At 57.1% G+C, this 26,839-nt stretch carries 32 protein-coding genes; 4 read left to right on the top strand and 28 right to left on the bottom strand.

Features of this window, described 5'->3' with window-relative positions; genetic code table 11:
* Positions 1-5: 5 nt before the first annotated feature.
* The 10 genes from RAC65_RS21570 to RAC65_RS21525 are packed head-to-tail and all read right to left on the bottom strand — an operon-like array spanning position 6 to position 7,861.
* A complete protein-coding gene (locus tag RAC65_RS21570) occupies positions 6-2,810 on the bottom strand; it encodes a conjugative transfer ATPase (protein WP_375097252.1) in 2,805 nt (934 codons plus the stop codon).
* The gene (locus tag RAC65_RS21565) at positions 2,811-3,224 is read right to left on the bottom strand and encodes a TIGR03751 family conjugal transfer lipoprotein (protein WP_019105568.1); all 414 of its coding nucleotides are present in this window, start codon (positions 3,222-3,224) and stop codon (positions 2,811-2,813) included.
* Positions 3,214-3,486, bottom strand: coding sequence for a hypothetical protein (locus RAC65_RS21560; protein ID WP_019105569.1), 273 nt, complete (start codon positions 3,484-3,486; stop codon positions 3,214-3,216). Before RAC65_RS21560 ends, RAC65_RS21565 begins: the two co-directional genes overlap by 11 nt.
* On the bottom strand, positions 3,486-5,009 hold the full coding sequence (locus RAC65_RS21555) for a TIGR03752 family integrating conjugative element protein (RefSeq protein WP_375097251.1): 1,524 nt from the start codon (positions 5,007-5,009) through the stop codon (positions 3,486-3,488). The genes RAC65_RS21560 and RAC65_RS21555 overlap by 1 nt, the downstream gene beginning before the upstream one ends.
* Complete coding sequence (locus tag RAC65_RS21550; protein WP_375097274.1) at positions 5,006-5,893, bottom strand: TIGR03749 family integrating conjugative element protein; 888 nt, start codon at positions 5,891-5,893, stop codon at positions 5,006-5,008. Before RAC65_RS21550 ends, RAC65_RS21555 begins: the two co-directional genes overlap by 4 nt.
* On the bottom strand, positions 5,893-6,552 hold the full coding sequence (locus tag RAC65_RS21545) for a PFL_4703 family integrating conjugative element protein (protein WP_019105572.1): 660 nt from the start codon (positions 6,550-6,552) through the stop codon (positions 5,893-5,895). The genes RAC65_RS21550 and RAC65_RS21545 overlap by 1 nt, the downstream gene beginning before the upstream one ends.
* Positions 6,549-6,923: a TIGR03750 family conjugal transfer protein gene (locus RAC65_RS21540; RefSeq protein WP_019105573.1), complete on the bottom strand. Its 375-nt coding sequence runs from the start codon at positions 6,921-6,923 to the stop codon at positions 6,549-6,551. The genes RAC65_RS21545 and RAC65_RS21540 overlap by 4 nt, the downstream gene beginning before the upstream one ends.
* Before the next feature lie 9 nt (positions 6,924-6,932).
* A complete protein-coding gene (locus RAC65_RS21535; protein ID WP_375097250.1) occupies positions 6,933-7,295 on the bottom strand; it encodes a TIGR03745 family integrating conjugative element membrane protein in 363 nt (120 codons plus the stop codon).
* Between the two features lie 12 nt (positions 7,296-7,307).
* On the bottom strand, positions 7,308-7,547 hold the full coding sequence (locus tag RAC65_RS21530; protein ID WP_375097273.1) for a TIGR03758 family integrating conjugative element protein: 240 nt from the start codon (positions 7,545-7,547) through the stop codon (positions 7,308-7,310).
* Positions 7,544-7,861 carry an RAQPRD family integrative conjugative element protein gene (locus RAC65_RS21525; RefSeq protein WP_325992209.1) on the bottom strand — a complete coding sequence of 106 codons (318 nt, stop codon included), beginning with the start codon at positions 7,859-7,861 and terminating at the stop codon, positions 7,544-7,546. Before RAC65_RS21525 ends, RAC65_RS21530 begins: the two co-directional genes overlap by 4 nt.
* A 173-nt stretch (positions 7,862-8,034) precedes the next feature.
* On the opposite strand from RAC65_RS21525, the gene RAC65_RS21520 reads away from it, so the two are divergent.
* From RAC65_RS21520 to RAC65_RS21510, 3 genes are read left to right on the top strand one after another with little or no spacing between them, the layout of a single operon-like run.
* Entirely contained in the window at positions 8,035-8,478 is a 444-nt protein-coding gene (locus tag RAC65_RS21520; RefSeq protein WP_375097249.1) for an STM2901 family protein, read from the top strand.
* A 4-nt stretch (positions 8,479-8,482) separates the two neighbouring features.
* Positions 8,483-8,797 (top strand): DUF1493 family protein, encoded by a 315-nt coding sequence (locus RAC65_RS21515; RefSeq protein WP_375097248.1) that lies wholly within the window; start codon positions 8,483-8,485, stop codon positions 8,795-8,797.
* A gap of 35 nt (positions 8,798-8,832) precedes the next feature.
* A complete protein-coding gene (locus tag RAC65_RS21510; protein ID WP_375097247.1) occupies positions 8,833-9,345 on the top strand; it encodes a GNAT family N-acetyltransferase in 513 nt (170 codons plus the stop codon).
* 73 nt (positions 9,346-9,418) lie between these two features.
* On the opposite strand, the gene RAC65_RS21505 is transcribed toward RAC65_RS21510, so the two are convergent.
* Genes RAC65_RS21505 through RAC65_RS21465 form a run of 9 tightly spaced genes read right to left on the bottom strand, consistent with a single transcriptional unit; the run spans position 9,419 to position 16,861 of the window.
* The gene (locus tag RAC65_RS21505; protein ID WP_375097246.1) at positions 9,419-10,180 is read right to left on the bottom strand and encodes a TIGR03747 family integrating conjugative element membrane protein; all 762 of its coding nucleotides are present in this window, start codon (positions 10,178-10,180) and stop codon (positions 9,419-9,421) included.
* On the bottom strand, positions 10,167-12,281 hold the full coding sequence (traD, locus tag RAC65_RS21500; protein ID WP_375097245.1) for a type IV conjugative transfer system coupling protein TraD: 2,115 nt from the start codon (positions 12,279-12,281) through the stop codon (positions 10,167-10,169). Before traD ends, RAC65_RS21505 begins: the two co-directional genes overlap by 14 nt.
* A 19-nt stretch (positions 12,282-12,300) precedes the next feature.
* A complete protein-coding gene (locus RAC65_RS21495; protein WP_375097244.1) occupies positions 12,301-13,068 on the bottom strand; it encodes a hypothetical protein in 768 nt (255 codons plus the stop codon).
* A gap of 3 nt (positions 13,069-13,071) precedes the next feature.
* Entirely contained in the window at positions 13,072-13,488 is a 417-nt protein-coding gene (locus RAC65_RS21490) for a hypothetical protein (RefSeq protein ID WP_375097243.1), read from the bottom strand.
* 53 nt (positions 13,489-13,541) lie between these two features.
* Entirely contained in the window at positions 13,542-14,174 is a 633-nt protein-coding gene (locus RAC65_RS21485; protein ID WP_375097272.1) for a restriction endonuclease, read from the bottom strand.
* Positions 14,174-14,704 (bottom strand): integrating conjugative element protein, encoded by a 531-nt coding sequence (locus tag RAC65_RS21480; protein WP_375097242.1) that lies wholly within the window; start codon positions 14,702-14,704, stop codon positions 14,174-14,176. The genes RAC65_RS21485 and RAC65_RS21480 overlap by 1 nt, the downstream gene beginning before the upstream one ends.
* Positions 14,701-15,318: a lytic transglycosylase domain-containing protein gene (locus tag RAC65_RS21475; protein ID WP_375097241.1), complete on the bottom strand. Its 618-nt coding sequence runs from the start codon at positions 15,316-15,318 to the stop codon at positions 14,701-14,703. The genes RAC65_RS21480 and RAC65_RS21475 overlap by 4 nt, the downstream gene beginning before the upstream one ends.
* Positions 15,297-16,010, bottom strand: a complete 714-nt coding sequence (locus RAC65_RS21470) for a TIGR03759 family integrating conjugative element protein (protein WP_375097240.1) — start codon at positions 16,008-16,010, stop codon at positions 15,297-15,299. Before RAC65_RS21470 ends, RAC65_RS21475 begins: the two co-directional genes overlap by 22 nt.
* Before the next feature lie 11 nt (positions 16,011-16,021).
* A complete protein-coding gene (locus RAC65_RS21465) occupies positions 16,022-16,861 on the bottom strand; it encodes a plasmid transfer protein (protein WP_375097239.1) in 840 nt (279 codons plus the stop codon).
* A 238-nt stretch (positions 16,862-17,099) separates the two neighbouring features.
* Between RAC65_RS21465 and RAC65_RS21460 the strand changes: the two genes are divergently transcribed.
* Positions 17,100-17,606: a sugar O-acetyltransferase gene (locus tag RAC65_RS21460; RefSeq protein ID WP_325992187.1), complete on the top strand. Its 507-nt coding sequence runs from the start codon at positions 17,100-17,102 to the stop codon at positions 17,604-17,606.
* 6 nt (positions 17,607-17,612) lie between these two features.
* Here RAC65_RS21460 and pilV read toward each other — a convergent pair whose 3' ends face one another.
* The 9 genes from pilV to RAC65_RS21415 all read right to left on the bottom strand — a co-directional run.
* Positions 17,613-19,031, bottom strand: a complete 1,419-nt coding sequence (gene pilV, locus RAC65_RS21455; RefSeq protein WP_325992185.1) for a shufflon system plasmid conjugative transfer pilus tip adhesin PilV — start codon at positions 19,029-19,031, stop codon at positions 17,613-17,615.
* 5 nt (positions 19,032-19,036) lie between these two features.
* Complete coding sequence (locus tag RAC65_RS21450) at positions 19,037-19,720, bottom strand: potassium transporter TrkH (protein WP_375097238.1); 684 nt, start codon at positions 19,718-19,720, stop codon at positions 19,037-19,039.
* A complete protein-coding gene (locus RAC65_RS21445; RefSeq protein ID WP_375097237.1) occupies positions 19,717-20,202 on the bottom strand; it encodes a lytic transglycosylase domain-containing protein in 486 nt (161 codons plus the stop codon). Before RAC65_RS21445 ends, RAC65_RS21450 begins: the two co-directional genes overlap by 4 nt.
* Positions 20,203-20,206: 4 nt before the next feature.
* Positions 20,207-20,797 carry a type 4 pilus major pilin gene (locus RAC65_RS21440; RefSeq protein ID WP_205951043.1) on the bottom strand — a complete coding sequence of 197 codons (591 nt, stop codon included), beginning with the start codon at positions 20,795-20,797 and terminating at the stop codon, positions 20,207-20,209.
* Between the two features lie 9 nt (positions 20,798-20,806).
* Positions 20,807-21,922 (bottom strand): type II secretion system F family protein, encoded by a 1,116-nt coding sequence (locus tag RAC65_RS21435; protein WP_325992178.1) that lies wholly within the window; start codon positions 21,920-21,922, stop codon positions 20,807-20,809.
* Positions 21,912-23,474 (bottom strand): GspE/PulE family protein, encoded by a 1,563-nt coding sequence (locus RAC65_RS21430; protein ID WP_375097236.1) that lies wholly within the window; start codon positions 23,472-23,474, stop codon positions 21,912-21,914. Before RAC65_RS21430 ends, RAC65_RS21435 begins: the two co-directional genes overlap by 11 nt.
* A 7-nt stretch (positions 23,475-23,481) precedes the next feature.
* On the bottom strand, positions 23,482-23,985 hold the full coding sequence (gene pilP, locus RAC65_RS21425) for a type IV pilus biogenesis protein PilP (RefSeq protein WP_375097235.1): 504 nt from the start codon (positions 23,983-23,985) through the stop codon (positions 23,482-23,484).
* Positions 23,972-25,255 (bottom strand): type 4b pilus protein PilO2, encoded by a 1,284-nt coding sequence (pilO2, locus tag RAC65_RS21420; RefSeq protein ID WP_375097234.1) that lies wholly within the window; start codon positions 25,253-25,255, stop codon positions 23,972-23,974. Before pilO2 ends, pilP begins: the two co-directional genes overlap by 14 nt.
* A 2-nt stretch (positions 25,256-25,257) precedes the next feature.
* Positions 25,258-26,839: PilN family type IVB pilus formation outer membrane protein (locus RAC65_RS21415; protein ID WP_375097233.1), on the bottom strand; the 1,582-nt coding region annotated here is incomplete at its 5' end.

Raw genomic sequence — 26,839 nt, 5'->3', positions numbered from 1 at the left:
CCCTGTCAGTGAATAAGACCACGGCTCTCGTCAAGGCGACGTGCAACATGGTAAACGGCCTCAAGTTCCGAACATTTAAATTCATTCATGATGGCCCGGCGTTCTGCTTTCTCTTCTTTTTCCGTCATGCCCAGCGCCAGGTAGAGGCTCGGCGGTACGGCCCTGAACAGCGCCTGCACCTTACGCGAGAGAATGACCCCCTCAGTGTATTTGCGCGGCAGTTTGGTGGCAGAGAGCAGCATTGCTTTTTGCTCATCATTAAGCGTCTTGAAGCGGGCAATCTGCTCAACCTCTTCAGGCGGCATAACCAGACATATCCACCACTCGGCCATGTTCAGCATCTTTTTCGACGTATCAGGGAAGTCGGCAAGGTTCTGGGTAAAAATCCAGAGCCAGGTGCCTAACTTACGCCACATTTTGGCAATTTTGGTGGCATAGGGTCCCAGCAGTGGGTTGGTGGTGACAATATGTCCCTCATCAATGGGCACGATGATGTCACGGTCAAGATACTGATCGCGTTCGGCGATGTTGTTGATGGTATTCAGGAGGGAGATAACCGCCACGGCCATCTGAGCCTCGTACCCTTCGCGGGCCAGTTGCCCCAGGTCCACGATCGTGACGTCGGCCTCAGGCCAGGGGGTACCCGGGCGGTTGAACAGTTCGCCCTCAAAACCTTCCGTGAACATGCGCAGCGCCTCTGACATCTCCTCGGCGCGTGCGCGGCGGGCTGGCGTGCGTTTCTCGCGGCCGTCGTCGCCCAGGCTGATGTCATGAGCAATGTCCTGCAGCGCAAACATCAGGTCCTCGGGCAGCATCTGGCGGGACTCAGCATAAGCCTTACGGGCGGCATTCATGATGGCTTCGCGGATCATGCCACGGTCGGCACGCGTCATTCTGGACTCTTCAGAGGCTTCTCCACCGGTAATCATCAGGCGGGCAGCAATCTCCATTTCCCCCAGAACGTCACGCTCACCGTCTTCATCATCCTCATCGTCTGCGTCAGTATCCGGCAGGTCTTCCTCACTGATGATCAACGCTTCGGGCTTCACATCCAGCAAAAGGTGCGAGTCACCAAAGGGTGCCAGCGACACGACCTTGCCGGGCTTGATGCTGACGCGATGAACGCTGAGGCCCAGCGACGCACAGTAGTCACCATAGAGGCCAAAGCTGTTCCCCGCCTCAATCAGGAAAATACGCGATCGATAGATGGCCACCATCTGAGACAGCTTGTCGACCGCCGTGGCTGACTTGCCGGCACCGGTCGGGCCAAACAGCAACAGGTGCGCGTTCTGGGTGCGATCCTCTTTATTCAGCGGGTCGACAGACAGCGGACCGCCGCCCCGGTTAAAAAAGGTGAGACCGTGATGGCCGGTGCCGGTGTCACGCCCGTAAACCGGTGACAGGCAGGCAAAGTGCTGAACAAACATCAGGCGCGTGTACCAGTTGTGGCGGTCAAGCTGCGGGTTAAAGCACATCGGCAGCGCCCGCATGTAGGTGCTGAGCGGACCGATATCGTGTTCCGGATTAACCGGCTCCAGCCCGCAGTTCAGCAGCTTACTGCTGAGGTCAAGGTAGCGTTTGCTCAGGGCGTCCTCGTCCTTACCCTTTATGAGCAGGGTAATGGCCGCCCGGTAAAGCTTGTGCTTGTTACCCAGGAACGTGCGGGCAGTGGCGGCATCTTCACGCGCACGCAGCGAATCGACGTTCTCTCCCATCGAGTTGCGGCTCAGGCTGGCAAAATTCGCCTCCAGTTTGTCCTGAGGCTGCACAACCAGCGTCATGGCCAGCACGGTGCCTTCCGGCAGCAGATCCATAATGGCGTTGATGTTGTCACCGCGCTTTACCTCGCCGGTGAGGTGTCCTGTCTGCGGGCGGGTACGAAGTCGGGCGACAGGCACCGCTTTGTGCGCGACGTTATCAAACCACCATATGCCCTTGTCCGCATCGCTGCGGGGGCGGGTGAACCACAGGCTTTCGCTGAAGTCATTGAGCAGAGGAAGATCGCTGTGCGCGTCATCGCGATGACGGGCACAGCGGTAAAGTGTGGCCTTGTCTGTCCACTGGGGGGCCGGGTTGAACCATCGCAGCAGCCAGCTGTGTATCTGCTCGCCGTTCTGGCGCACGGAACGAATGCCGGCGCCGCTCATTGCCGAGGTCAGACGGTCGCAGACCTGATTCAGTAAAACTTCCGGCGCCATCGGGTCACGGTAAGGTTTTTCCACCCAGCGGTAAACCACCATGCGCGTGCGACGGATCTGCCCGCGCCAGGGCGCACCTGTCACGGTTTCATCCACAAACAGGCCTTTTTCAGCGGCCACGTTCTTCAGATGCCGCTCCTGTTCGTTCAGCCAGGCCTCGGTGAAAGCCGTTCCCTGTGCCCGGGGTCTGACGTAGCCCCGGATGGAATCCATATACGCCGACAGATCTGAATCGTCCTGACAGAAAAACTGTACAACCCACTGGTGTGAGTCCAGCTCGGGAATGCTGTCCTGCAGCGCATTTTCAACCACGTCACGGATTTCCTCCAGGCGCGATTCGGGACGGCCTTCAGTGCCGACCGGATTGATCTCATAAACTGCTCCCACAGAAACGCCGTCATCGAGCAGGATGCACTGGTGTTCGGGAAGGTATTCTCCCCAGGGAACGTGGTCGATAATGGAGGGACCGGTGGCATAAAGACCTGATTCATCGGCGTGCGTCAGCCGGCCGTCACGGGTGATCGGCTCATGGCCCTCAACCGAGAACGGCCCGTGACCGTGCTGATGTTCAGTCTGGGCTTCACGGCTGCGGCGAAAAAGACGAAAGGCCATTTACAGCGCCTCCGTGCGTTCGCCGGGCAGCGCGTACTGCACCTGGCTGTAAAACGGGAAAACGGTACTGTAGCCCGGCACCGGCGTGTTGCCGTCGGCCAGATGCGGGAACACATACATCACCATGTCGGGGTTAGGCAGTCGCGGAAACGTCTGCTGAATTTCATTTTCCTGGGTGCGGCTGTAGCTGTCCCGGGTCTGTTGTCCGATCGTACGTTCGCTGTCGGAGACCGGCCGGCGCAGCGTGGTGCGGCTTTCAGCGGTGGCGTGGGTTGTTGAGGCGCCGTTGTTCCAGAGCTCCAGCATGGTGCTGTCACCAGGCGGCAGCATTTCATCTTTGGAGGTGCTGCAGCCGCTCAGCATCAGAGCAACTGTCCCGCCCAGAATGAGCAAAATTAAGGCATTATTCTTCATCATCAGCCTCCAGCGTGTGCATCTCAGAAATGACTGCTGAAAGGCGCAGGATGCGGCCATCCGCCTGCCTGAGCAGAACATCAGTATTTTCACGAACCAGCTTCTGCGCGACGGCCAGCATGGCCCAGTCCGTCACGTCCTGCGGTTCAGCTTCCCACTTGCCTGTATCTCGCCGGACGAAGCCGGCATACAGTCGGCCACTTAGCGGGGTATAACCCACGCGGTACTCAAGCTCACTGCTGTCTTTACTTTGGCTGTTCATCAGTCCATCCCCGTACCTGAGCCTGCCAGGCTGAAGTCATACTTCACCCTGCGGCCTTTCTCTTCGTAGTCGATCGCCAGCTGGCGGGTAATGTGCAGCGCCACGGTCTGACCCGGCGGCACGTATATCGCGTCAAACGTCTGGCCATAACGCTGCTTTACCCAGTCCACGGTTTCTTTCATGCTCCCGGACAGCGATTTACCCAGCACGGCCTGTCCCGCATCACCGGTCAGCGTCTGCGTCACGCCGCCCATGGCGTTGGTCTGGCCCGTCATCTGGTTCTGTGAAAGGGCATCGCCGGCAGCGGCAGCGCCGGCCAGCAGGCTGATAGTCGGCAGATAGGTAGAGGCGTTGCTTTTACGTGTGCCGGAGATGCAGGGAATGCCGTTGTCATCCGACAGCCAGCCGATACTGTTATTGGCGTTTCCGCTGCTGTTCTGTGAATTCTGGTTGTTACTGCCGCCGTTCTGGCTGTCCGGCGCGGGGAGCGTGCGCACCGTGCCGTCCGCGAATACAAACGTTATGCTGGTAATGGACCCGCGCACGCAGGACAGCGTCCAGTCACCGGTCGCCGTACCGGATACGATGGCACCCTGAACGTCCGGCAGCTCGATGCCGTTGGCCGTCAGGTTGTCTTTGCCTAACATAACCTTGAACGGGTACGGATCAGTTACTTTACCGTCAATGGGAACGCGGCCAAGCAGTGCCGTCATGGCGCGACTGCCGACCAGCGTGGAGTTCTCCGGCAGCGTAAACACCGGATCGACGGGTTTCACCGCATCCGGCACAGCCTGACTGACGGCTGTGGAAACCGCTGCGCCGGCCTGCTTACCGGCGTCACCCGCTTCACCGAATGACGAGGCAAACGAGAAGCCGGTCGCGCTGTTTTTATTGCTGTCATTCACGGGTTTGCCGCTGGCATCCACCGGGAGTCCGTCTTTAGGTTCGACCCACAGCAGGCCATCTGAGACAGGGGCTGACATCGCGACGCTACCACTGGTGCCGTTGTCATAGCCCAGACCGATCGGAATGTCGCTGCCGGGTCCGCTACTTTTGTCAGGCGTTGCGGCATTTTTGTTTTTCAGTTGCTCAAGCATCTGACCGACCTGCGAACTGAGATCGGAAACCTGTGCGCTGAGCTTTGCCCGCTTGTCAGCCTCGTCAGCACGGGCGTTGGCCACGGCCTCGTTAATTTGTGCATCCACGTTGCTGTTGGTCTTTTTCAGATCCGCGTTTTCTTCGTTCAGCTTTTTGTTGTCACTGGCGAGCGTATCGAGGCGGTCCTGAACGCGGCGAAAATTGCCCACTATCGTGCGCAGGGTGTCCTGCGGCGTGTCGCCTTCAACGCCCAGCGCCTTGAGATCATCAGGCGACAGGTCTTTAAGCGCTGCATTGGTGGTTTTTTGCGTCAACGCCGTTTTTTCCTTTGAATCCGAGCAGGATTTGACGCCCACGACGATGGCGACGGTCAGCACCACCGGCACTGCAATTTTCACTATCAGGTTTGTGCCGGGCTGGCTCATTTCTTCGCCCTCCGTGCCGTTTTAGGCATGACCGTGACGGGTTCAGCAATAAACGCGCCTTCAGGGCGTCCCTGAATGACCAGGTATACGACCGTTGTGTCTTCAGGCGTGCCGGCACGACCCAGCCAGCGGTGCTGAAAGGTCGCCGTCTCGAACTGGCCCTGCAGCTCTCGCGGGTCGAGGACCACCTTGTCGGCCGAGCGGTTACGCACCTGCAGCGCCACCACGCTGTCGCCCATCAGGCTCCAGGCCGCCATCGGCGTGACCGACACGGGCTCGCCAGGCATCAGCGTGGTAATGGACGATGGCAGCTTCAGTGACACTGGGCTGATGCCCGGCACCGGCTCCACGGTTCGGACCGGCCCGTAGAGGCTCTGCGCGGCATAGCGGGTCAGTACCACCGGCAGCGGCGCGCTGAGTTTTGGTGCTTTGCGTGCCGGCGCAGTGTCAGTACCCGACGCCGAAGAAGTGTTTTTACTGCTGCTGCCTGCATCACTACTCACCGACTGTCTGTCACTGGCCGTTGCAGTGGCCACTTCACCGTCATACACCAGTTTTACCGGTTCGCGGGTCAACTTGCCGGGCACGGCGCTGACGTCAAGCAGGATGACTTCGCCGTTTTCCTTGTTCTGCAGCTCAATGCGCGTTACCGGAAAGGCTTCTCTGGCATCGAAATAAACCGCGCCGCCGGTGCTCTGAATGCGCACTTTGCCGTTGAGGGACGGCGGGAACCCCACGCGCACGTTTTTATTCACAAACACGATGCGCTCCTGGCCGACGGTTAGCGGTATCTGCAGCGGAATGCGCTCCCACTTCATGAGCTCAACCGCCTGCGTGAGGCCAGAGACCAGCAGCAGGCACAGCAGTATCAGAGGACGTTTAATCACTGGAAGACTCCTGATTTTTTCTCCGGCTCCGGCTGCGGCATGGCTTCGAGCTGCTGCGGCGTGGAGTCATAACAGTCAAGCGCCAGACCAAATGGGTTGCGGGCCGGATCACCTTCCCAGCGCACGACTTTGAGGGGGTAGCGAACAAGCGCCCGCTTGACCTTCTCGGCGTGGTAATACTCGTCAGCTACCAGGTCGAGCCGCACCACCCAGCGATCGTCACTCAGGATGTCAACACTGCTGTCGCTGTAGCCGCGACGGGGGATTTCATACACCACGCGCACGCGGTCCTTGAGTTCGCCGCTGTTTTTCCGAAACTCATAGTCCCTGTTCAGGAAATCCTGGCAGGACGGCGTCAGGTAAGGACTGAGCTGGGCAATCTTCGCCGAATAGTCCACCTCACCGTTGGTCGGCCAGGCGTTAAGCTGCTGGAAGATATAAAACGCGAAGGCATAAACCGTTGAGGGCGGAATAACCCACCATTTCTGCGTGCTGCCGGAGCGCAGGTCGGGGGGAATGTGGATGGTCATGTCCGAGGGCGCACGCATCCAGCCAACTGAGGTGACCAGCATGCCGGCGAACAGCAGCACGCAGGCAATCCGCAGGGAAAAGATGTGGTTATCACGCGCCGTGATACCGTTACGAAACCGGCTCATAACCCCCTCCTCATTGCCCGCGCGGACGTGCGCTGCAACTCCCAGGCGCGGCTGGCCAGAATCATTGAACGCGACAGGCCCAGGCGGCAGCGGATTTGTTCCAGCCGCTGCCAGATGTAGTTCTCAGGCTTGCCGCGCTTGTAGGCAGCAATCCAGTTCCCGCCGAAAAACACAGTAAGAATCGGCATCAGCAACATGCAGGTCGGGAATGCCAGCCAGCCGACGTGGGGCACCAGGCAAAGCGGTACGCCCAGTGGAATGCCCACCAGGCTGCCCGTACCTGCCGCCAGCAGAAACTCGCCGGCGGTAAATCCCCGGTACACCACGGGCGGGTAATTGAGCCGGTCAGGGAGAAAGTCGATAACGGCCATCGTTGCTCCTCAGAGAATGTCAGCAGCCTGGGTTGCAAGGTAAATCACCACGAGGATGAGGATGATGCCGACGACGCTGTAAAGAATGAGTTCGGTCCAGGTGTTTTTGCCCTTACGAATGTCGTGAAACGCGGTAATGACGGCGTGTGCGACAGCCAGAAAGGCGCCCACACACACCAGAAGCCCCAGACCAAGCGCCGCCATCTTTAAGTAGGCCATGACAACGTTATAGGTTCCGCCACCGCCACCGCCACCGGTCGGCTGCACAACGGGTGGCAGGCCTGCGCGGGCATGACCGGCAGCCAGTGTAAGAGTCAGCAGCGTGACGCGTCCCCGTGCGGCACGACAGAGCCTGTTAAAACGAAATTTCATGGTGGTGTCCTTTCAGTTAAAGAAGAAAAACAGGGTCAGCAGGTACAGAAGAACCAGACGGATAACCAGCTCATTGAACTGCCTGAGTGTGATGGCTCTTGACGCCCATCCCCGGTAGCCCTGCACGATGGCCCAGGCCGAGAAGAGCAGGATGACGATAGCGAGCGCGCTCAGGATCAGAATGTTCAGTTGGGAAGGCGTGAGGCTGCCGCCGGAGCCTGCCGCCCAGCCGGAGGTCTGTGCGCCGTTCATCGCCACGCCGGCTCCTGTGCCCGGTACTGTCCGGTCACCGACGCTGAGCCGGTGTTAGGCTGCGCGCGTGACGGCTCCAGATAGGTGGAAATACCCTGTTTCATGGTGGCGATATCTCGGGTTGCCTGCTGATAGTCGAAGTAAAAACGGGCATCCTGATTCTGGTTCGCCACCACGCGGGCGCGGTCAAGGCCCGCCTGAACCTGATCCAGCTGGCGCATCACCAGCGCGAGCTCATCCTTTTCGGAGGCATGGCACACAATTGCCGGCATGACACAGGCAAGGAGTGCAATGAAAGGGGGTAAACGGCGCATGTAAGGCTCTCCCGGGTAACAGATGAGGGTGAGAGTGACGCAACCGCGCCCGCCTGACAGCAGTAAAATCTTTATGGATTTCTGAAAATAAAAGCAGATTGTTTCTGGCGAAAACCGCACCGGCTGGGCGATGATTAAATACACAATGCATTTACAGACGGAGCTGATGTCACATGGACACGACCGAACAGCTGGACGGGAAGTATTACTTTGACGGCATGAGTGTGGATAAAGAAGAGTTGCTGATGTGGCTGATTCTTGACGAGTTCACTAAAACCTTCAGCGGCATAACGGATATTCTGGCCGTTGCCTCAATGCTGGCCAGCCTGCCGTTTATTCCTGTCTCAGGAAAACTGGATGCGAAAACGGCCACGACCGGCACCAGTCCTCTCTCGATGGTAATGCGCACACTCATCAAAAAACGATTCGCTAAACGCCGCCGAACACTGACGCTCAGTAGCATGATGCGGGGCAAATGGGCCTACACGACAAGTGTGGGCGCCTACATTGGACGCTGGGTGCCATGGGTTGGTGCCGTTATTACTGCCCGTGACATCTACATCATTACGAATAACGTCATACTTCGCTACCGACTGATAACGGGTGAAAAGGACTAAGCGCATGGAAACTTCAGTTCAGGTCAGAAACCTGCTTAAAAAATACTTCTGGGAAATGTCAGATGATGTCTCACTGAGTACAGGGGATCAGATGGTACTCCCTGAAGAGGCCGCTGATTTCATCGAAGAGTATGCAGAGAAGTTTGGCGTCGACATGACCCATTTTGAGTTCAGGAAATACTTTCCTAACGAGGGCATACGCTTTTTGCCTAATGCCATCCTGCCGAAATTCATGCGTACAGACCATCATGAACCCGTCCCACTGACCGTCAGAATGCTGATTGAATCTGCTGAGGCCAGACGCTGGCTTTTCCCCTGAACAACGCGATGACATTTATAGTCCGGGATAAATGAATGACATTAATTCTGCGCGAAGCAAGACAGTGTGATGTTTCACTCCTGAGCGAGCTGGGTGTCAGTACATACACCCATCATTTTAAGCAGTATTGGACCCACAGCGAGGAACTGGACGCGTTCCTTAATCAGGAGTATTCGCCACAGGTCATCGAAAGCAGCCTTGCTGACCCTTCCGCAGGCTGGTATGTAGTCGAGACGTCGGATCCGATCGGATTTGTTAAAGTCATCTGGCGATGCAATATTCCTGGGACGCCTTTACACGGCACTCTTCTTAAAAAACTTTATCTTTCAGAAGGCTCTACCGGGAAAAACTACGGTCAACTCATATTTGGTGAAGTGGCTGAGATGGCGAAAGAAAGAGGGAGTAACTTTCTGTGGCTTGAGGTGCTTAAAGAAAATACCCGTGCGCGCAGATTTTATGAAAGACAGGGTATGACGTTTATCAAAGATAATTTTTATAACACTGCAACTCAGGATGTTACGGTGCACGTTCTGGGCATGAACCTCTGAATCCTCTTTTTAGCCATAAAAAAGGCCTGCAGCAGCGCAGGCCCTCCGGGCACATCCCCCGCAAGCACACACTTCACAGATACTTTTTGAACGACGCCGTCACGACAGCCAGTACGCCACCAACCAGTAACGCAGATGGCAGCAAAAACAGATTTGGCCAGACTGCGGTAGGCCATGCCAGATACAGCATGCAGGGTCCGTAGAGCGCTGGCTTAACGAAGCGTTTTGCGTGATGATAGACAAAACTTGATTCGTAGCCTGCCCCGTAGCGACGCAGGTCACGCCTGACCAGTCCCTCAACGATGCCGGTGATGATGACCAGCCCGAACAGCGGGATGCTGAGAAACAGGATCATCACGCGGATAAAGAAAATCAGCGTCACCCAGAGTGTTGCCTGCAGGTACTCCCCCAGCCTGCTGATGAGGGATGCGCCGAAGCCGTTAAGGGACGGAATGAGGCCGCTCCCTTTCTGACTCGTTTCCCTGAAAGAGTCCAGCCAGTGACTGAATCCGCTGTCCACAAACAGCCAGTGCCAGGCGGCCTGAACCCAGCGGGTGATGGTTTCCACCGGCGTGGCCATCAGCAGGCTTCGGGTATACCCCGAAGACAGCCAGTGGCTTTCGGCCAGCATTACCTGATAGCTGTGCATGGCACCCTCGTCCGGCCAGAGGAACGTCATGCACGCATATTCAACACCCAGGCTGACGAACAGCGAACCAATCAGGATGCCGATGAGGCTCAGCGGCATGTCCCACAGCAGCAGCGTAAAAGGGCCCGGGTGTCTTTGTTTCGCGGGAGTACTCTGCCGTGTGTTCCCGCCATCATTCTGGGACATGAAGGCCTCCCGGAATACCGGCATCACCACCTGTCCACCAGGATTCGCCGCTGTGATAGTTTTTCTCCATCGTGTCAGCCAGCTGTTTCAGACTCGCCGGCATAAAGCGGTCACTCTCATCGCTGACCGGCAGCGGCATACGGATTTTCCACAGTCTTCCGCCTTCCAGCAGGGCAAAGGCCTGACCTTTCGGCAGATTAATGATGTCAGAGGGGCTTATCATCGGCACCTTAACCAGCGTCACCTGATCGTTAACGTTACTGTTGAAGTCCGTGCCTTCACCCGGGCGGGAGACGTCGGTTACACCTGACGTCAGGGTTTTCTGGTAGACCCCCACTTCAGGTAACTGATCGGTCATCAGCATGGCCGTGTTTTTTTCGCGAACCCGGAGCATGACCAGTGAGTTAAAGTTACCGATGACCTGGCTGGCTTTGGCCGCATTCCCGATGCGGGCCTCGATGTCGGACAGCGTCTGCGTATAGGCCGTGACCTGGAAGCCGGCACCGCCGCCTTTGTTGATGAGCGGGATAAATTCGTCCCCCATCAGCTCGTTAAATTCGTCACAGTGCAGGTTGATGACGGCCTTACCGGCTTTTTTGTCACCCTCATCGCCCAGACCAAACTTATAGATATGGCCACCTTCAGAGACCAGGTCAGCAAACATGCTGTTTCCGACGGCGGCTGCCACAACCGGGTCAGACAGCGCATCAAGGCCAACATAGACCACGCCGCGAGACTTGATGATGTTGTGCCAGTCGAGTATCGGACGTGGGTCGCTGAGGTCGGTGTAATCAGGTGCCAGAAGCGCGGCCGTCTTACCCGTAGTGAGTTTTTCCAGCAGCGGCAGCAGCGACGCCACGATTTTGTCAAAGTACGTCCGGTCATACTGCACCGCACTGCGCAGGCCATCGAGGACCGGGTCCCAGAGCTTTTTACCCTCAGGACTGCCGAGCACCTGCTCAGACGCCCATATTTTGATGCCGTTCGGGCGTCCCTGCAGGTGGCGTGGCAGGTCTTTTTCTTTGATACCGGCCTGCATCAGTGCCTCCAGGCTGCCCATCAGCGCCGGTGCCTTCCCGCTAAACAGGTTATCGACATAGGTCTCATACAGCTCGCCGATATTGGTGACGTAACGCAGGATCAGGCTGTAATCCGGACGCTGGCCAAGGGCGACCAGCGCACGGGTAATAATGTTAACGAACCGCCAGGCAAACTCACGGAAGGCGGCAGCATTACCTTCATTTGATAGCTGCCCCGCGACGCGCGACGCCACCTCGGAGATACGGCTGAAGCGACCCACGGCGTTATAGCGGGCGCTGATGTCCGGCCAGCCCAGGTGGAAAACCCAGAAGTTATCCTGACGGCCGGCGCGGTGCGACTCGGCATACATACGCCGCAGCAGGTCTGCGTCACCTTTGGGGTCAAATACAATAACCACCTCAAATTCGCCGGCGGCATTGCGCCTGCGGATATCCTGGGTGATCAGCAGCTCTGCCAGGCGGGTTTTGCCGACGCGGGTGGTGCCCATGACCAGCATATGACCCACGCGCTCGCCAAGGTCAGACATGACGTTGACCTCATCAGGCTCAACGCCATGATAAACGGAACTGCCGCCGACCGGGGGCAGCGGCCGGAACGGATTGAGGGCGGAGTCGGCCGACGTCAGCCGGCACAGCCACGGGAGGCTGTACTCCATCTTTTTTTCCAGCTCCCGGGCCAAGCGGTACATGACGGAGGGCTGGACGTAGATTTCGCATTCAGGACGGCGGGCCTCCATCAGCCGCTGCGTGTGTCGGGGCGACCACTGAAAACCTTTGCCGAGAAACAGATGCCGGCGGCTGACCGGTATCTGGTCACTGGTCAGCGCATAGCGCGAAAGGCGACGTACATTGCGGCGGTAGCGCAGTATTTTTAATCCCTGAGAAGTGCGCTTCAGCGCCAGCACGCCGAAACCGGCAGCGGTCACCCAACTGACCGAGGGCGCCAGCGCGACTGACCAGGGCGCCGTCAGGCAGATGAAAGTGGCACTACCGGCCACGGTTGCCGAATACAACTCGACGGCGGGACGGAGCAGCGACTCCATGACGTAACGATCGCTCATGCTAAAGACCCCTGTCGGTTTATCTGAACAGCCTGCTGAAAAATCCCTGACGCCTGCCTTTGACAGCGGGCGCGTTTCGCCAGATACGGAGTTCATGCAGGAGTTGCCAGCCTTCAGCAGGTTGTTTTATCTCCCCTGAGGCTTTAAGCCAGTGAACCAGTGGATGACTGAGCAGCTCCCCGCTCACGTCCAGTGAGGGGAAATAAAGTGATGAGGAGTAGATATCCGTTTTCCAGCCGGGATTATCCGCCCTGCTGAGGTGGACATGACTGACGCCGGTTTCAGCATACAGTCCCAGCGGCCTGTGCAGGGCCAGCTCATCACGCAGCGCGAGGTAAACTGCCAGCAATGGCTCATCAAATTCGTAATGATTCAGATGCACACTATGGAGATACGCTTTTTCCTGATCATGGAACAAGAATCGTGCCAGACCGCTGCGGTGATTACCGTCGGCACCGATATACCAGTCAATACCGTCATAGCTGTTGTAAAACATGGACGGCTTCTTAGCTGAAGTCTCAGAGTAATAGCCCGGATTTCGCTCAAGCATAGGGATATTACGGTCCATGCGTTTGCCCCGGTGCAGGAACTCATGCCAGCTAAGCCCCTGGTAATCCGGATGTGCCGTGCCTTTAATACAGAAGACGTTAATACTGCCCGCGTCGGTCCAGTAATGGCGTTTAAGAAATCCTCCGTGAAGACGCAGGCGACTGTCGTCCCAGACGCCGATTTTTTCACCTGCCCAGTACGGCGGATTTGCGTCAATTTTCGACAAAAATTCGCTCATCGCTCAGCCTCTCTGCTTGTCTTTAACATCACCACCGCGACCCGACCCGGCATGAACGATTTCCCGTCCTAATAAACGGTCGCGCATTCTCGTAAATTCGCGGTTATATTCGCGACGCAAAAACAGCAGCATGTCGAACTGGAGACTCAGCAGGATTAACACCGGCCACATTTCAGGAATTTGATCGATTATCTTTTGAAGCCCGCTGAAGGCGCTACCCAGGGTAAACACCGGACTGGCAAACAAAAGAACCGGAACCGCCATCGTGAGGAGGGTCATGACTGCGGAGAGGAACATCAATGGCCAGAGGAACACGGGCTTCAGCAGGTACATAAACAGCAGGAACATATAATTCAGCAGGCTAAGTAAAAGGAGGGACAGGGATTTGAATGCACGGCCTGCGTTCAGTGACTGCAGCACGTTAATGGCAGCGACCGGGACGGTTCTGAAGAAAATACGCATAACAGACTACCTCAATGGCGGGATGAAGGGGCGCTGAAACCAGACTGCAGCTTCAGATGATGAACGTTGTCGGGGAAATCCAGCCAGCGCCGGTCGCCGGCAAGCAGCTGAAGCAGATGCTGGCCGCTGATGAGCGTGACATTTGGCCAGCATCTGAAGGCTTCACGACTGACTTCACCCGTGCGCCCGGTATGGATGAAGAGCCCACCGCACGCTTCCTTACGGGCCAGCTCTCCGAATGCAACAACGTGTTGTGCGTTGATGGTGGCGCCGTAGCGCTTCGCCTGAATCAGCCAGCGCTGGCCGGCTATCCAGACCTGCCCGTCCATGCCGCCGTCTCCGCTGTAGCTGGCATTGCGTTTGATACGAAACCCCTGGCGGGATAATGCCGTCAGCAACATCTCTTCAAACACATAAGGATTCATTTTGCGCAGCCACACCATCCTGGCAGCGTCATCGCGCAGCTGCGGCAGGCGCGCCAATGCAGACGCTGCACGCTTCTGATAATGCCAGTGACGACGCTGGCTCGCGTTTCTGAAACATAAAGGGAAGAAAAGGCAGACAAAAACCAGGGCAAAAGTAACAACAGTGGCTGTCTGATAAGGATGAGCAAAGAGCAGCTCCACAATAACAGTAACGGGCATCACTGCGACAGTCCTTTTTCAGTAATGAGCACGGGGTAATGAGCCAGATGCAGGCGGCGGGCAAGGTCACCACCGCTGACCGGCATCATTTCAGTGGACGGCGACAGCGCACGAAGCGCGCTCAGAGCAGCCGCGTCTTTCACGCTCACGACCATGCCCGTGGCATGCATCTGACTGAGCGCTGCCGCATGCTGTGAAAGCCACTGTTTTGAAAGGCTGTCGTCGCCCACAACAAACACCGGCGGCATGCCTGAAAGCTCAAGCGGCTGAGGGGTTACTGGCCCCGGGCTCATTTCCGGCGTGCTGACGGGCAGCATGTCGGATATGGACAGCGATTCAGGCGGCGCAGCCGGCACAGAGGGGGCAACGGCAACAGCATCTTTATCAGCGTTTATGGCATCAAAGTACGGCGCTGTGGGCTCACCACCCAGGTCACCGACAACAACCAGCGCCGCGCTGGCTCCCGTGACGACGGAGAGCAGGCACGCACTGAACAGAGCATTCCGGATAAAGCAGTTGCGTTTCTTCATTTCGGTTCGATCCAGGTAAGGGTGTTACTGGCGAGCTCGACCGGCGTGACAGACTGTGCACCGGATGACACCGGGGCAATCTGGCCAAGCTTGCGGCGAACGATGGCAATGTAGGTCTGCGCCTCTTTACCGCCGGCAGGATGGTGATAACAGCCTGCCGCGTTTAACCAGCTGCCGGGGCGTGCTTCGTAACAGGCGCGAAGTATGCGGGCGGCGGCACGGAGGTTGAGATACGGGTCAAAGGCGTCGCGGTAGGTCGGAAAAAAATGCCCGTTCCAGCCCAGGTTGACCTGAGCCACGCCGACATCGATGTTCTTCAGTGGCCAGCGCTGCATGAACCCCAGCAGCGCGGTGAAGGCCGCTTCACGCGTTTCATAGTGATAACCCCGGCCGGCTACGTTGATGGTCCACGGCCAGGGTTTTGCACCCCATGCGGTTTTGCGGGTGCTCTCCGCCATGGCCAGCGAATACAGCGACTCCGCCGGCACGCGTTCTGCTGCCGCTATCTGCCGGTATGCATCCGGAATGACCAGGCGGCTGTCAGCCGCACTGCAGGCGCAGCTGACAAGGCAGACCACTACGGCCGCCTTTTTCAGTACGCCGCGACCTGCCATCCGGTCTCCCCCTGCTGCAGAATGACCGGCATCTGCCCCATGCCGTACCTGAACCACAGGCCATTGTCGTGATTAAGGGTTATCTGACGGCTACGGACTTTTTCCACCGGGATGTTGTGCTTAACAGCCCACGCACGCAGGCCTTCATCGCTGTCGATGCCGACCAGATACAGGTCAACGGGGCGGTTATCAGCCAGAACGGCGGCAAGGCGCGCATCACAGCGTGAGCAGTTCTCCTTCAGGAACAGCGCCAGGCGACCCTGCGTGTCGTGCGCAATGCCGGCCGCGTTGGCGCCCATGTTTACCGCCAACGTTTCCGGATAGAGGCGAAGCCAGGCCGCGTTGACGTCACGCTGAAAAGCCAGTTCCTTCTCGGTTCGCTGATATTCGTGTTTAACCCACAACTCAGCCAGCCGGCGACGTTCCGCGCTGTTATCGGTTTCCACACCGAGCGCCGTGAGCGGGTCCAGCCCCGGTGACATGATCCCGCGCTCGCCTTTCATCAGGGCCTGATAACGACTCCAGTCACTGGCAGAAAGGCCCCACTGCTGGGCCTGCTGCTGTGTATTCTGCTGTGATGAACTGTTTTCCTGAATCGGCGCAACAGTGCTGTGCATTTCATAATTCGGCGGCAAAGCGGCCAGCGCCCATAAAGGCAGTAATATGAGTGTTACAGTCAGTGTTTTTCTCATGATTTGTCCTTTTACTGAACCTGAAGACGAACGGCACTGCCGTTAACGCTGAACAGCGCCGCGTTGCCCTCAAGCGCACGCAGGGTCCAGCCCATAAAGCCGTCCCCCGGTGAGAGCAGGCGCATTGAGGAAATCACGGTGACACCACGGGGAATGACAACGGCGAAGGTCTGGCCGCCGCGACGCTCGATGCCGGTCAGCTCAAACGGTGCAGCCGGCATCACCGCATGCCGGACTGACCGTTTAGCCTTTTTTGGCGAGGAAACCGCCTTCTGAGACGGCTGCGGCTTAGCCTTTTCCGGCTCAGGGGCTTTTGGCGTGGCCACCGCCTGCTGTTTGAGCGCCTCAACAGCTGAGGCTGACGTCTGAACCTCCTGACGTAACTGCCCCAACTGTTGCTGCAGTTGTTCAACAGACTGCTGATCGGAGAGGCTGGCATCGCTGAGCTGATTCAGACGGGTGCTGAGTTTAAGCTGTTCAGTCGACAGCGAGGTGACTTTGTCCTGCACCGGCGCAAGCGCTGACAGCTGTTTTTCCAGCGTTTTCAGCTTTTCCTGCATGATGGTAACGTTCGAAGACAGCTGACCAATCTCGCCGCTGCGGAAAGCGGCATCCAGGGTGTTAACCCGGATAGTCAGGTTCGACACGCGTACAAGCAGGACCGCAGAAGCCGTCAGGGTGCAGAGGAGAGCGATAACCACAAAGGCCGCACCACCCTGACGCAACAGTCGCCGTATATCGGGCGGCCGTTTTTCAGGGGCTGGCGAAGAAACAACGGGCTCATCTGTTGTGATGCTGGCCCCCGAAACGGGCGCAACCAGTTCATCAGGTGAGGCATGGGAAAGTGACATCGGTGAATTCCTTATGGCTGCACAGCAGAACGGCCATAAGGTGCAAAATTAACGCAGCACTGGCGATGATTAACTCATCAGCCGCTTTCAAAGATTTATCGAAAAAAAACTTGTTTAAGAAGCAAAGTATAAGTCTGCAACGACTGGAAACTGACAAGATTGTCCAGTTCGTTACTGGCTAATAGATCACAAAATGTTTTAAAATTTAATCAACATAATCAGATAAAAAGAAAAATCGATGTTGAGCTATCTGTTTTCTAAACTTAAAAAAAGCATAAAGTGCGCCCGGGCATGTGCCATCATCAACGGCACTTATCTGCCCACTAAAAAGAGAAATGTGGTGCTGAAAAAAGCTGGCATAATCTTTGAGGGTGCAAGCATTATCATGCCTCCATTTTTTTTCGAGTTTGGAAAAATCACCCTTAAAAACAATGTCTATATAAATTCGGGTTGTACCTTTCTGGATAATGCCAACATTTCAATAGGTGAAAACTCGCTTATCGGGCCCAACGTCACGTTAAGTACCCCGGGGCATCCCACTGATCCCATAACCCGAAACACAGAGGTTGAAGCTCGTGCTATCTTTATTGGCAGCAACGTGTGGTTAGGAGCTGGAGTGGTTGTGCTTCCAGGCATCACTATTGGTGACAATAGTGTCATTGCTGCAAACAGCGTTGTCACCTCGGATGTACCTGCAGACTGTCTATACGCAGGTGCACCCGCAGTGTTTAAACGGAAGATTTAATCTATCCTAATTTGTTGCACACCAGGCGACGGCCTGTATGCATGAACCACCTGCGACTCCACCTCCCGTAAAAATCTGCCAGCCGCCGTCACCCGTCGGCTGGTTTGCATCTGGAGAATTCCAACCATCTCCACCCCAGCGTGACAAGACATATCCCCCGGAAAGAAGTGTTTTCCCACTAGGACAATATGCTCGTGAAAATGAATATTTACCGCAAGCATCCGGCCCGTTGACTACCTGAAAGTCTTTCAATTTGCCCGGCCCCTTTAAAACACCGTTTATACAAGATAAGGGATTTCCAGCTCCATCTCGTGTGATGAACCCATTTGGGCTACATCCTTCGCCTTCGCCGTGAACTGCGTCTAACTGAAGAACGTCTCCCGTAGACAATCTGCCATTAGACCTGACCGTTCCGCCCTGTAACTGACCGCCGGTATAGATGTTCTTATCGTTTACGGCGCGAACCCAGTCGTTATCCGACATGTAAAAACCGCCGCCGTGCGCTTCATCCAGCCAGCCTTTGCCATCGCGGGTGATGAGCCAGCCACTGTTGCTGCGGATATCGCCGTTCGCTGTAATATTATTTCCGGCAGACATGTTGCCGCGTGCATTAACATCCTGCCCGGTGACTGTGCCGTTTGCTGAAACAGCATTCCCGGCGTTCATGTTGCCGCGTGCATTCACATCCTGACCCGTTACGGTGCCGTTCGCCGTGACGTTGCTGCTGAAATTGCCGTTTGCCGCGTTCACATTACCCGTGTTATTCAGGTCATTTCCGCCCATATCGATGCTGGTATGCATGGTGTTGAGATCCGGTTTGCCGTTTACCGCAAACCGGTATAACCGGTCACTCTCTGCCCGTGAGGCGCCGAGGTCATCCGTTGTCAGAAGTGCCGCGATATGGCCTGGCGTGGTGTTTGCGTTAAAGGTCTGGAGGGGGGCTGACCAGCCTCCACGGGCACCGGTGACGGTGCCCGCTGTATTGATGTAGCCGCCCATTCCTGAGTTGATGCTGACAGCAATCTGATCCATGGCCATAAATGGCAGTGGATTCCCGTTCTGCGTGTAAACCAGCGCCTGCAGCTGATTATTCTGGGACGGATTACGCACCACCGTGGCCAGATACTGCTGCCCATAGTCGTTGGTTTCAGTGAATCCCTGCTCCAGAAATCCCGTATTTTTCAGCATGGACGGCGTCACGGTGACCGGCGCGGTCGAGAGCAGGGTATCGTAATAGCGGCCCGTATAGCTTTTGACCGCCTGGGTAAAACGCGAGGCCTGCGTGGCGCTCCTGAGCCAGTTCTGTCTTGCGTTCCAGTCCTGAATCAGTGAACTCCCCCAGGTGGTAATATAAACCAGAACGATAAGCGCAGCGCCCATACTGAGTAGTGCCCAGCCACGATCAGGACTTTTTAGTGTTGGCATGATGTTCACCAGGTAACAAGGGGCTGATAGAGCTGAAAGAGCGTTACCATTACAGCGCCGGCTGCCAGCCAGGGGCCTAATGGTCCGCCCTCAGAAGCGCGGCGAGACTGTAACTGCCACACCGCAAAAAGCATGACGCCGATGCCGACGGCATGAAAACCGCTGAACCCCAGCCAGGCGCAGACGGCACCACTCATCCACACATCACCCATTGCCGGATTTTCTCTGCCGCCCTTGAGCAGGCTGAGGTGGCGCAGACCGCCGGTAACGACCAGCATGGCGAACGCCGCCACAATATGTGAAAGCAGCGCTGACAGAGCGGATACAGAGGCATCTGTCAGCGGCTGCCAGAGCGAAGCCATCAGGCCGGCCGTCAGGCAGTTGACGGTCACGGAACGCGGCAGCAGTCCGGTGAGCGCATCGGTCAGCGTCAGCCTGAACAGAAACAGGATAAAGAAGAAAGCCGGCAGTCGCGCTGACAGGGGGGAGAGCATGGCCAGGGTCGCGGCCGTGGCAAACAGCCAGCACACGGCCGCTTCGGTGGCTTCCCGATTCGCGGTGACGTAAGGATATAAAGACAGCTCCAGACCGGCGCGAACGCGGGCGGCCATCAGGCACAGTAACAGAAGAAACAATGGAAAAAGACCCACAGCGAACTGCCAGGGCATACTCAGGGTCAGCAGTGTCACAGTTTTATTCCCCGCTCTTTTAACAGCAGTTTTTTATAAATGGCATACACGCGGTTAGCATAGGACTCGCGGGTTTCGTGCCGGTCTTTTCGAAAACCTGCGTTGTACGAACCCAGGCAGTTCCAGCTGATGCCACAGACCTGAAAATGGGTGGCCAGAATCCAGGTGCCTATCTGCACGTTGAGGCAGGGTTTTGTCAGCAGATCCTGCGGGCTGCTGATAAAGCCCTTTGCGATAAGCGACGGAATATGGGTTGAGTTCACCTGCATCAGTCCGTAATCCGTGCTGAGTGCCTGCCCGGTGCGCGCATCACGATTAATGTGCGTAATACCCGCGTGCAGGCTGCTCTCACCGGTTGCTATCGCCTGAATCAGAAGCGGATCGATGTGGTATTTTGCGCCCGCTGCGTCAAAACAAAACGCGTGCGCGCGGGCGCAGAACAGAACCATTAGCATCAACACGATCAGCACAGTACGAGGCATGACATCAGCCGTTGTGCGTAAAGACCAGTGTGTTATTGCCGGTCCGGCCGCTGTCTGCGGTACAGGCCTGACCGATCGCCTCAGAGCTCACCTGACCGCTGCTGAAATCGGTACTGTTGATGGCCATTGAGCTGGAGGAGCCTGCAGAAGCCATGCGGGTGGCAATGTCAATGCAGCCGGCCTGCGTCACGCTCTGGGTCGTCACTGAGAATCCATTGTTATAACCATTGCTGTTTGCCACCGGCGCCATGACCACCTGCCCACCATAGCTGTTGGTCAGCGTCGCGGTGCCGGATGAAGCCGTGCCGTGCACGGTAAATCCTGACGGTGCGCCGCCTTTCTGGATCAGGAAGCCGGTCATTGAAGCACCGCTGCTGAAGTCGTATCCGTTCCCGGTTTTAAGCGCAACGCCGTTGCTCATCATGGTCTGAAGGCTGGTCACCTCCGTCGCGGCGTCTTTGGCTCCGAACAGTTTCCAGATCCCCGCAACAATAAGTGCGGCGACAACCATATAAGCAAGGGCAACGGCGCCCTGCTCCAAAAATGCCCAGCCCCGGTCCGGTTGTTTTTCTGCGGTATTGTTAAAAAAAGACATGGTGCGTCCTCAGTGAAGGTTAAGTGAACTGCTGTCCTGGATCTGCATGACCATCAGAATGATGAGTGCGAAGAAACCCAGAATCATGAGTATTGATAAAAGGCGGGTCACAGTGGCCCTGCGGGCCACACGCTTAAGGGTCTGTGCCAGCCAGCGGTCTGCGTAATTGCTGATGAGTTCGGCGGAACCGTCTCCGTCGTCAAGCAGTGACAGGTAGTTCACGGCTTCACGGCTGGGGAAGTCATAGCCGCTTTTGCGCAGGGCCATGCCGAGTGAGTTGCCCTCACTCATCTCATCCATTGCCGCCTCAAGGCGTTCCTGCAGCCAGGACGGCGCGAAGCTGTGCAGCAGTTGCATGGCTTCAAGCTCAGGGACGCCGGCCCCCAGAAGGGCGCCGGTGTTCATCAGAAAGACTGCACCCTGCAGGTCTTTATAGAGAGACCAGGGCATAATGCTGTCAGCTATACGCCGCAGTCCTCCGCGCCAGCGGGGGAGCGACCACAGGCTGAGCGCAACCAGCACTGAGCCGGTTACCGCAGATGTCAGGCCCCACCGTTCTGTCCAGTCAGAAACCCCCTTCATAAACCCGAGTGCCCCGGTCCAGCTGGCAGGATCAGACATATTGCTGAGCACCGGAACGAGGGACTGATTGTTGACGGCAAGCAGGCCACCGCCCAGAACAGCCAGGACCAGCGGGTAAACTGACGCAAACGCTACCTGAGCGAAGATCTGCTCACGGGCATTGATGAGTTTATCTGCCTGCATCAGCGCAACAGGAATATTGCCCGTCTTCATACCGGCACTGATAAGCGCAGCCTCTTCGTAGGGCACCCATACTGCCAGCACATCCGCCAGAGTCCGGCCCGGCGAGTTATCACGGAGTCCCTCCAGACAGTCCTCGGTGAGTTCGAGGTAGGGATGCCATTTCTCGCCGAAACTGGTGTGCACATCGCCAATCATTTTCAGGGAAATGTCCAGCGGCTTGCGGTTTTCCAGCAGAAAACGCATGTTTTCATAAAACACCTGGCGGTAAGCGCCGGTGAAGGTCAGCCTTACGGCCTGATAGCGACATTTTTCAAAATGGGACATGTCCCGCTCAGTGCGAAAGCGGAGATTACGTGACATTGGGCACCTCGCAGCGCATCAGCTCATCCTCGTCCAGTGGGCAAACCAGGTCACCTTCAAGCGGGTCAACGCGGCCCTCAGCCAGGTAGCGCAGCAGGTGCATCACGCGGGTGATGCCGCCTTTATCGACCCAGTACTGGCGGGCTACGGCCGGCCCATGATTGATCCATAGCTGCATCATCATCGCGTCAGTACGGACGACTTCCACCACGGCAGTACGGCCGGTGATGCCTTTGCTGACCACGCGATTTGTGATCGGAATGACTTTACGACAGCATTCACAGCCTTCCGGATTGCGGAAAAAAAGCTGCCCGGGGTGGCAGACACCTTCAACTGTGCAGTATTTTTCCAGACGTTCACGGGTATCACTGTCCAGTTCAGGCGCTTTCTCAGCCCAGGGGATTTTGCAGCTGTCACACAGCACCGGCACCAGGCGCTGACCAATCAGGCCTGTAATAAGGGACGAATCGGCCAGTAGCTGTCGGTTGATGCCAAAATGCTCCATGCGACTCAGGGCGCCGATAGCGCTGAGTGTATGCTGGGTAGACATGAAAATATGCCCCGTTTCGGTGCCGTAAATGCCCGCCATAATCGAGTAGAAATCACGCATCTCACCGTTCAGGATGGCGTCGGGATCGAGTCGCAGCGCGGAGGCATTGGCGTTGTTCCAGGCCCGGCTGATGGCTTCCGGCGTACTGTCATCGGGCATGACCGGCGTCTGGATTGCACCGGGGATAAGGCCTTCCGGCGGGTTTTCCAGCGTCAGCAGGCGTTTTTTACCGCCGGTAATCTTCAGCCAGATATCGCTTAACACGCGAAGGGTGGCGCTTTTACCGGCACCGGTCGGACCGGTCACCAGCACCATGCCCGACGGCAGGCGAAGTATCTGTGTGATGATTTTGATCTGCTCAGCCAGAAAACCCAGCTGCGGCAGTGTGGGAATGTTTTTGCTGTCATCGGGGATCATGCGCTTGACCAGGTAGAGGCCGTCCGGCGTGGGGCGGTGTTCGTACCGGGCTCCGAAAAGGCCGGCCTGACGTGCAAATTTTGAACTGACACGCCCCGACTGCTCGCGCCCCGCGACAAATGACTGTTCGCGCACATCACACATGGAAATATACACAGTTGATGCCAGCGTTGTGCCTTCCTCGTCGGTCAGCTCGTCAATCACCTCAAGCTCGCCGTGGATGCGCAGCTGAATGACGGTGAGTTTGCGGTCGGCGCTGATTTCCATATGAATATCTGACGCATTCAGTTCGTTTGCCAGGCGAAAATAGCTAAGCACTTTATCCTGTGAGCGGCTGACGTCCTTTGTGCTCAGGTCATCCTCTGTCACGCCCAGGCCCAGTGCGGCGGCGCTTTCACGACGCTGATTCAGCTCACTGAGCGAAACAAATTCGGTTCTGGCACCCGGAAACTGTTTCGCCGAGTCCATCGCCCAGCGCTGAATGGCCGGGTCCTGACGGCGGTTTTTATCGATTAGTAGCGTCACTCCCTGAACAGGGTGGTGCTCGGCGAACACAAAGTCTGCGATTTCCTTAGCCGGTATCATCTTCACCTCAGAATGAAAGCTCGGTGTCGTCACTGAGACGCACCACGGTTTCGGTTACGGCCGTCACACGCTTAGACGTACCGGGGACAGGGTCGCCTTTGACCACTTCAGCGATACCACCGCTCGGCAACAACAGGCGGGCACGGAGCTGGCCGGGCTTACCGTAAATCTCGACCAGCCGGATGCCGGCAGACTTAGGACTTGCTAAGCTGCTCTCTTTTACCTGTGAGGATGATGACGGCATCTGCCTCGCCTGTGGGTAAGAGGAGAGTGGCGGAACGACGGCTGACAGCGCTGGCGCAGACGTAACAGGCGCCAGGCTCTCACGCAGCTGTTGCTGCAGTCGCGCCGTCTGTACCCTCTGCTCAAGCAACAGGTTTTGTGCCTGAGCAGATTCCAGCTCGCCCAGGGTGACGTTGGGTGGAAGAGAGCCGCTGTCTGCTGCCTGAACGTGATGCATCAGCGTCCATGACAGCAGCAGACAGATAACTGCAGGGCTATTTCTGCGCATAAACGCTCCCCTTAATGGTGTAATTGAACTTCGCCTGCTCGTTCATAGAGATGGCCACGCTCGTCAGACGAATCCCCGTCGCATCCAGCCCCTGAAACAGCAGCTCGGGTTGCAGGCGGGAGTTGATGATGAAGGTGAATTCCCGCCAGCCCTGCGGTGCTGTTTTCATTTCCTGCCCGGGAGCGAGAACAGGCGGCTTAACTTCATCAAACTTCACATCAATGTTTCGCCGCTGCAGGTGAGAGATGAAGCGCATCAGAAGCGCCTCAGCACCAGGCAGCTTTTCGTCTTCAAACAGCTCAGGGGTAACCCTGGCAGGGATAAATACATCTCCGTTTTTGCCGCCTTCCTGAAGGTTGAAGACCGCATCAAGACCAAACAACTCCTTGACGCGTCTGGCAAAATCGCTCACCGTGGCACCCGGCGTGGCTGTGTAGCGCAGGCGGATGCCCTTCGGAATACATTCCGCATCTGAAACGCGCCAGCCGGCAACAGAGGCGTACAGCGGTTCACGCGTCAGCCAGCAGAAGCTGAGCATCACAGGCACCGGCAGCTGATGCGCCCAGGGATGCGGCGCAGTTGCTGGCGCGGCCGGTTTTGCCGGCGTCATGGCAAGCCGTGCGCGGAAAGCGGCTTCATCGGCGGCCTGTCTCGCCCGTTCGCTGAGGGTGTCGCGGGCATACCAGCCGGCGCCCAACAGTGTAATGAGCAGTAAAGAAGGAAGCGCGAGCGCGGCCGGGGCCACGCGGCGGTGTAGGCGGCAGCGTCTGATCTGCGTTCTGGTCAGGCGCGACGTGAAGGAAAGCGCATCGGTGCCGTCTTCAGCCCTGGCGGCGCAGCGGATTTCACCTGAATCATTGAAAAGCAGAAAGTTTTCAGCCGCTGCCTCCACTTCAGCCAGGGTGCCGGTCACGTCGCCCATAACGGACAGGTGACCGTTGCTGACAGCAAAAAACACCCAGCATTCCTGCTCACGGCTCAGCCTGTATATACCCCAGGCATTGCCGCCTTCGCAGAGCTGAAACGCCACGGCCAGTGAATACACGCCACTGCGGGTCCGGCCCGGCGAAACGTTACCCACCAGGGTATGCGGGCGACTCCCCTGAATCCGGTAATGCGTATCCGCTGCCCTGACGCCGTGGCGGAGCCACTGAATGCCTGAAGAAGCCTTTTCCCATTGCACACCGGCAACCCATTCCCTGCGGTTCTTTCTGTCCCTGACAGTTACGCCGTTGTTGAGATGAAGTGATGCTTTCATTTTGATTTTCATCGTTATTGCCCCAGCAAAACCGGCGTAACCATAATGACGAGCGTGGAGCGGCTTTTCGCACCGCTCTGACCGCCGCCCAGAATAAAGTTGTCAGGCGTGAACGTTCCCTGTTTATTAGAAGAGGCGTTCTGCTGTTCAGAACCGGTCAGCACCAGCGTCTGGCCGGCTCGCAGGTTGACCTTACGGGCAAGTCCTTCGGTTGCCGTGTTGGCCACGTCGTTACGGGTATTGCCGTCCTTACTGATGAATTGTGTTACGTCAGGCGGGGTGGTATAGCTGAAGGCGAACTGCAGCTGAATATCCCCGTTCTCCTGAACGAACGGAAGCATGGTCATAAAGAGGCCGGTTGTGATACTTGAGACGGTCTGGGTTGACGTGACGCCCACGTTGGCAACGGCCGTCGAGGTAGAACTGTTCAGCAGTCCGGTGCTTTTTGAAAGCTGGTAGGCCACCGGTGTCAGGTTGGCGGTCGGGTCGGTCTGGTTAAGCGCCATGGTGACGGTGCCCTGCTGAGCCAGTGCCTTCAGCATCAACTGCGAACCGGAAAACTTCGCTGCACCGCCGCTTGCTGTATCCAGGATGGAAATACCGGCGCTGCCGGCATTGGTTGGTGCGCCGGCAAATGTGCTGCCAAGTGTTGCGCCAAAGCCGGTAACGCTTTTCACAATAAGGCCCCAGTCCAGGCCTCTGTCGACATTACTGGTTTGGGTAACCCGGACAATCTGCACGTTAAGCTGGACCTGCCGGCTCAGAACTTTATTCTGGTAATCGATGTAGCGACCGACCCGGTCCAGCACCTCCGGAGTGTCAGTCACGCTGAGCGTGCCCGTGGCGTCGGACAGCCAGTAGCGACCGCTTTTCGGCGTCAGGATCTGCTCAACAGTTTTGCGGATATCGTTGTACAGGTCACTGTTCATGCCGTAGTCCGTTTTCTGATTCGAACTCACCTCGCCTTTAGTGCCGCCGGTGCCGCCTTCTGAACCTAGTTGTGTACCTGCACCGGACGTTATCGATGCGGTGCTGTTGACTTTGGTATTGAGGATGGCGAGCTGGAAGGTGCGCGTGTCCTGAATATAAAAATCTACGCGGCCTGCTGAGCGCCTTACGGACAGACCCAGCGTGCTCGCCGCGATGTTAAGCGCCTCCTGCGCATCGCCCTGAAAGCGTGTTCCCTGGAAGAGAAGAGGTTCAGACGACGACATGGCCACTGGCTGCGCTGACATTCCCATCTGTGCCAGCGGAACGCGACCATTGTCGTCCGGCGCAGGAAGGCGGCCATTCATCTGGGAAGTGACGAAGCCGCCACCCGGCGTCTGCAGCAGTGCAGCGGACACCTCCGGCGAGATGTAAACCCGGAATCCACAGATGGCATTAATGCGGCTCGCTATCTGCGGCAGCGTCAGCCCTTCAGGGTTATTCAGAAATACCGGACAGGGCGGCAGTTTTACGCCGTCAGGTGCCGATATCACAGGCTGTATCGGTCTGAGATTGACCCATGGCTTATCCGACCATACCACAGCCGGCTGAGTAATATCCTGGCGACTCTTCAGCACACGCTGCGTTGTGTCAGCCTGCGCATTATTC

The organism is Pantoea sp. BS_8 (assembly GCF_041954965.1).
Taxonomy (GTDB): Bacteria; Pseudomonadota; Gammaproteobacteria; order Enterobacterales; family Enterobacteriaceae; genus Pantoea; species Pantoea stewartii.
The sequence above is the reverse complement of the archived record's forward strand: the minus strand, read 5'-3'. Positions and strand labels throughout refer to the sequence as shown.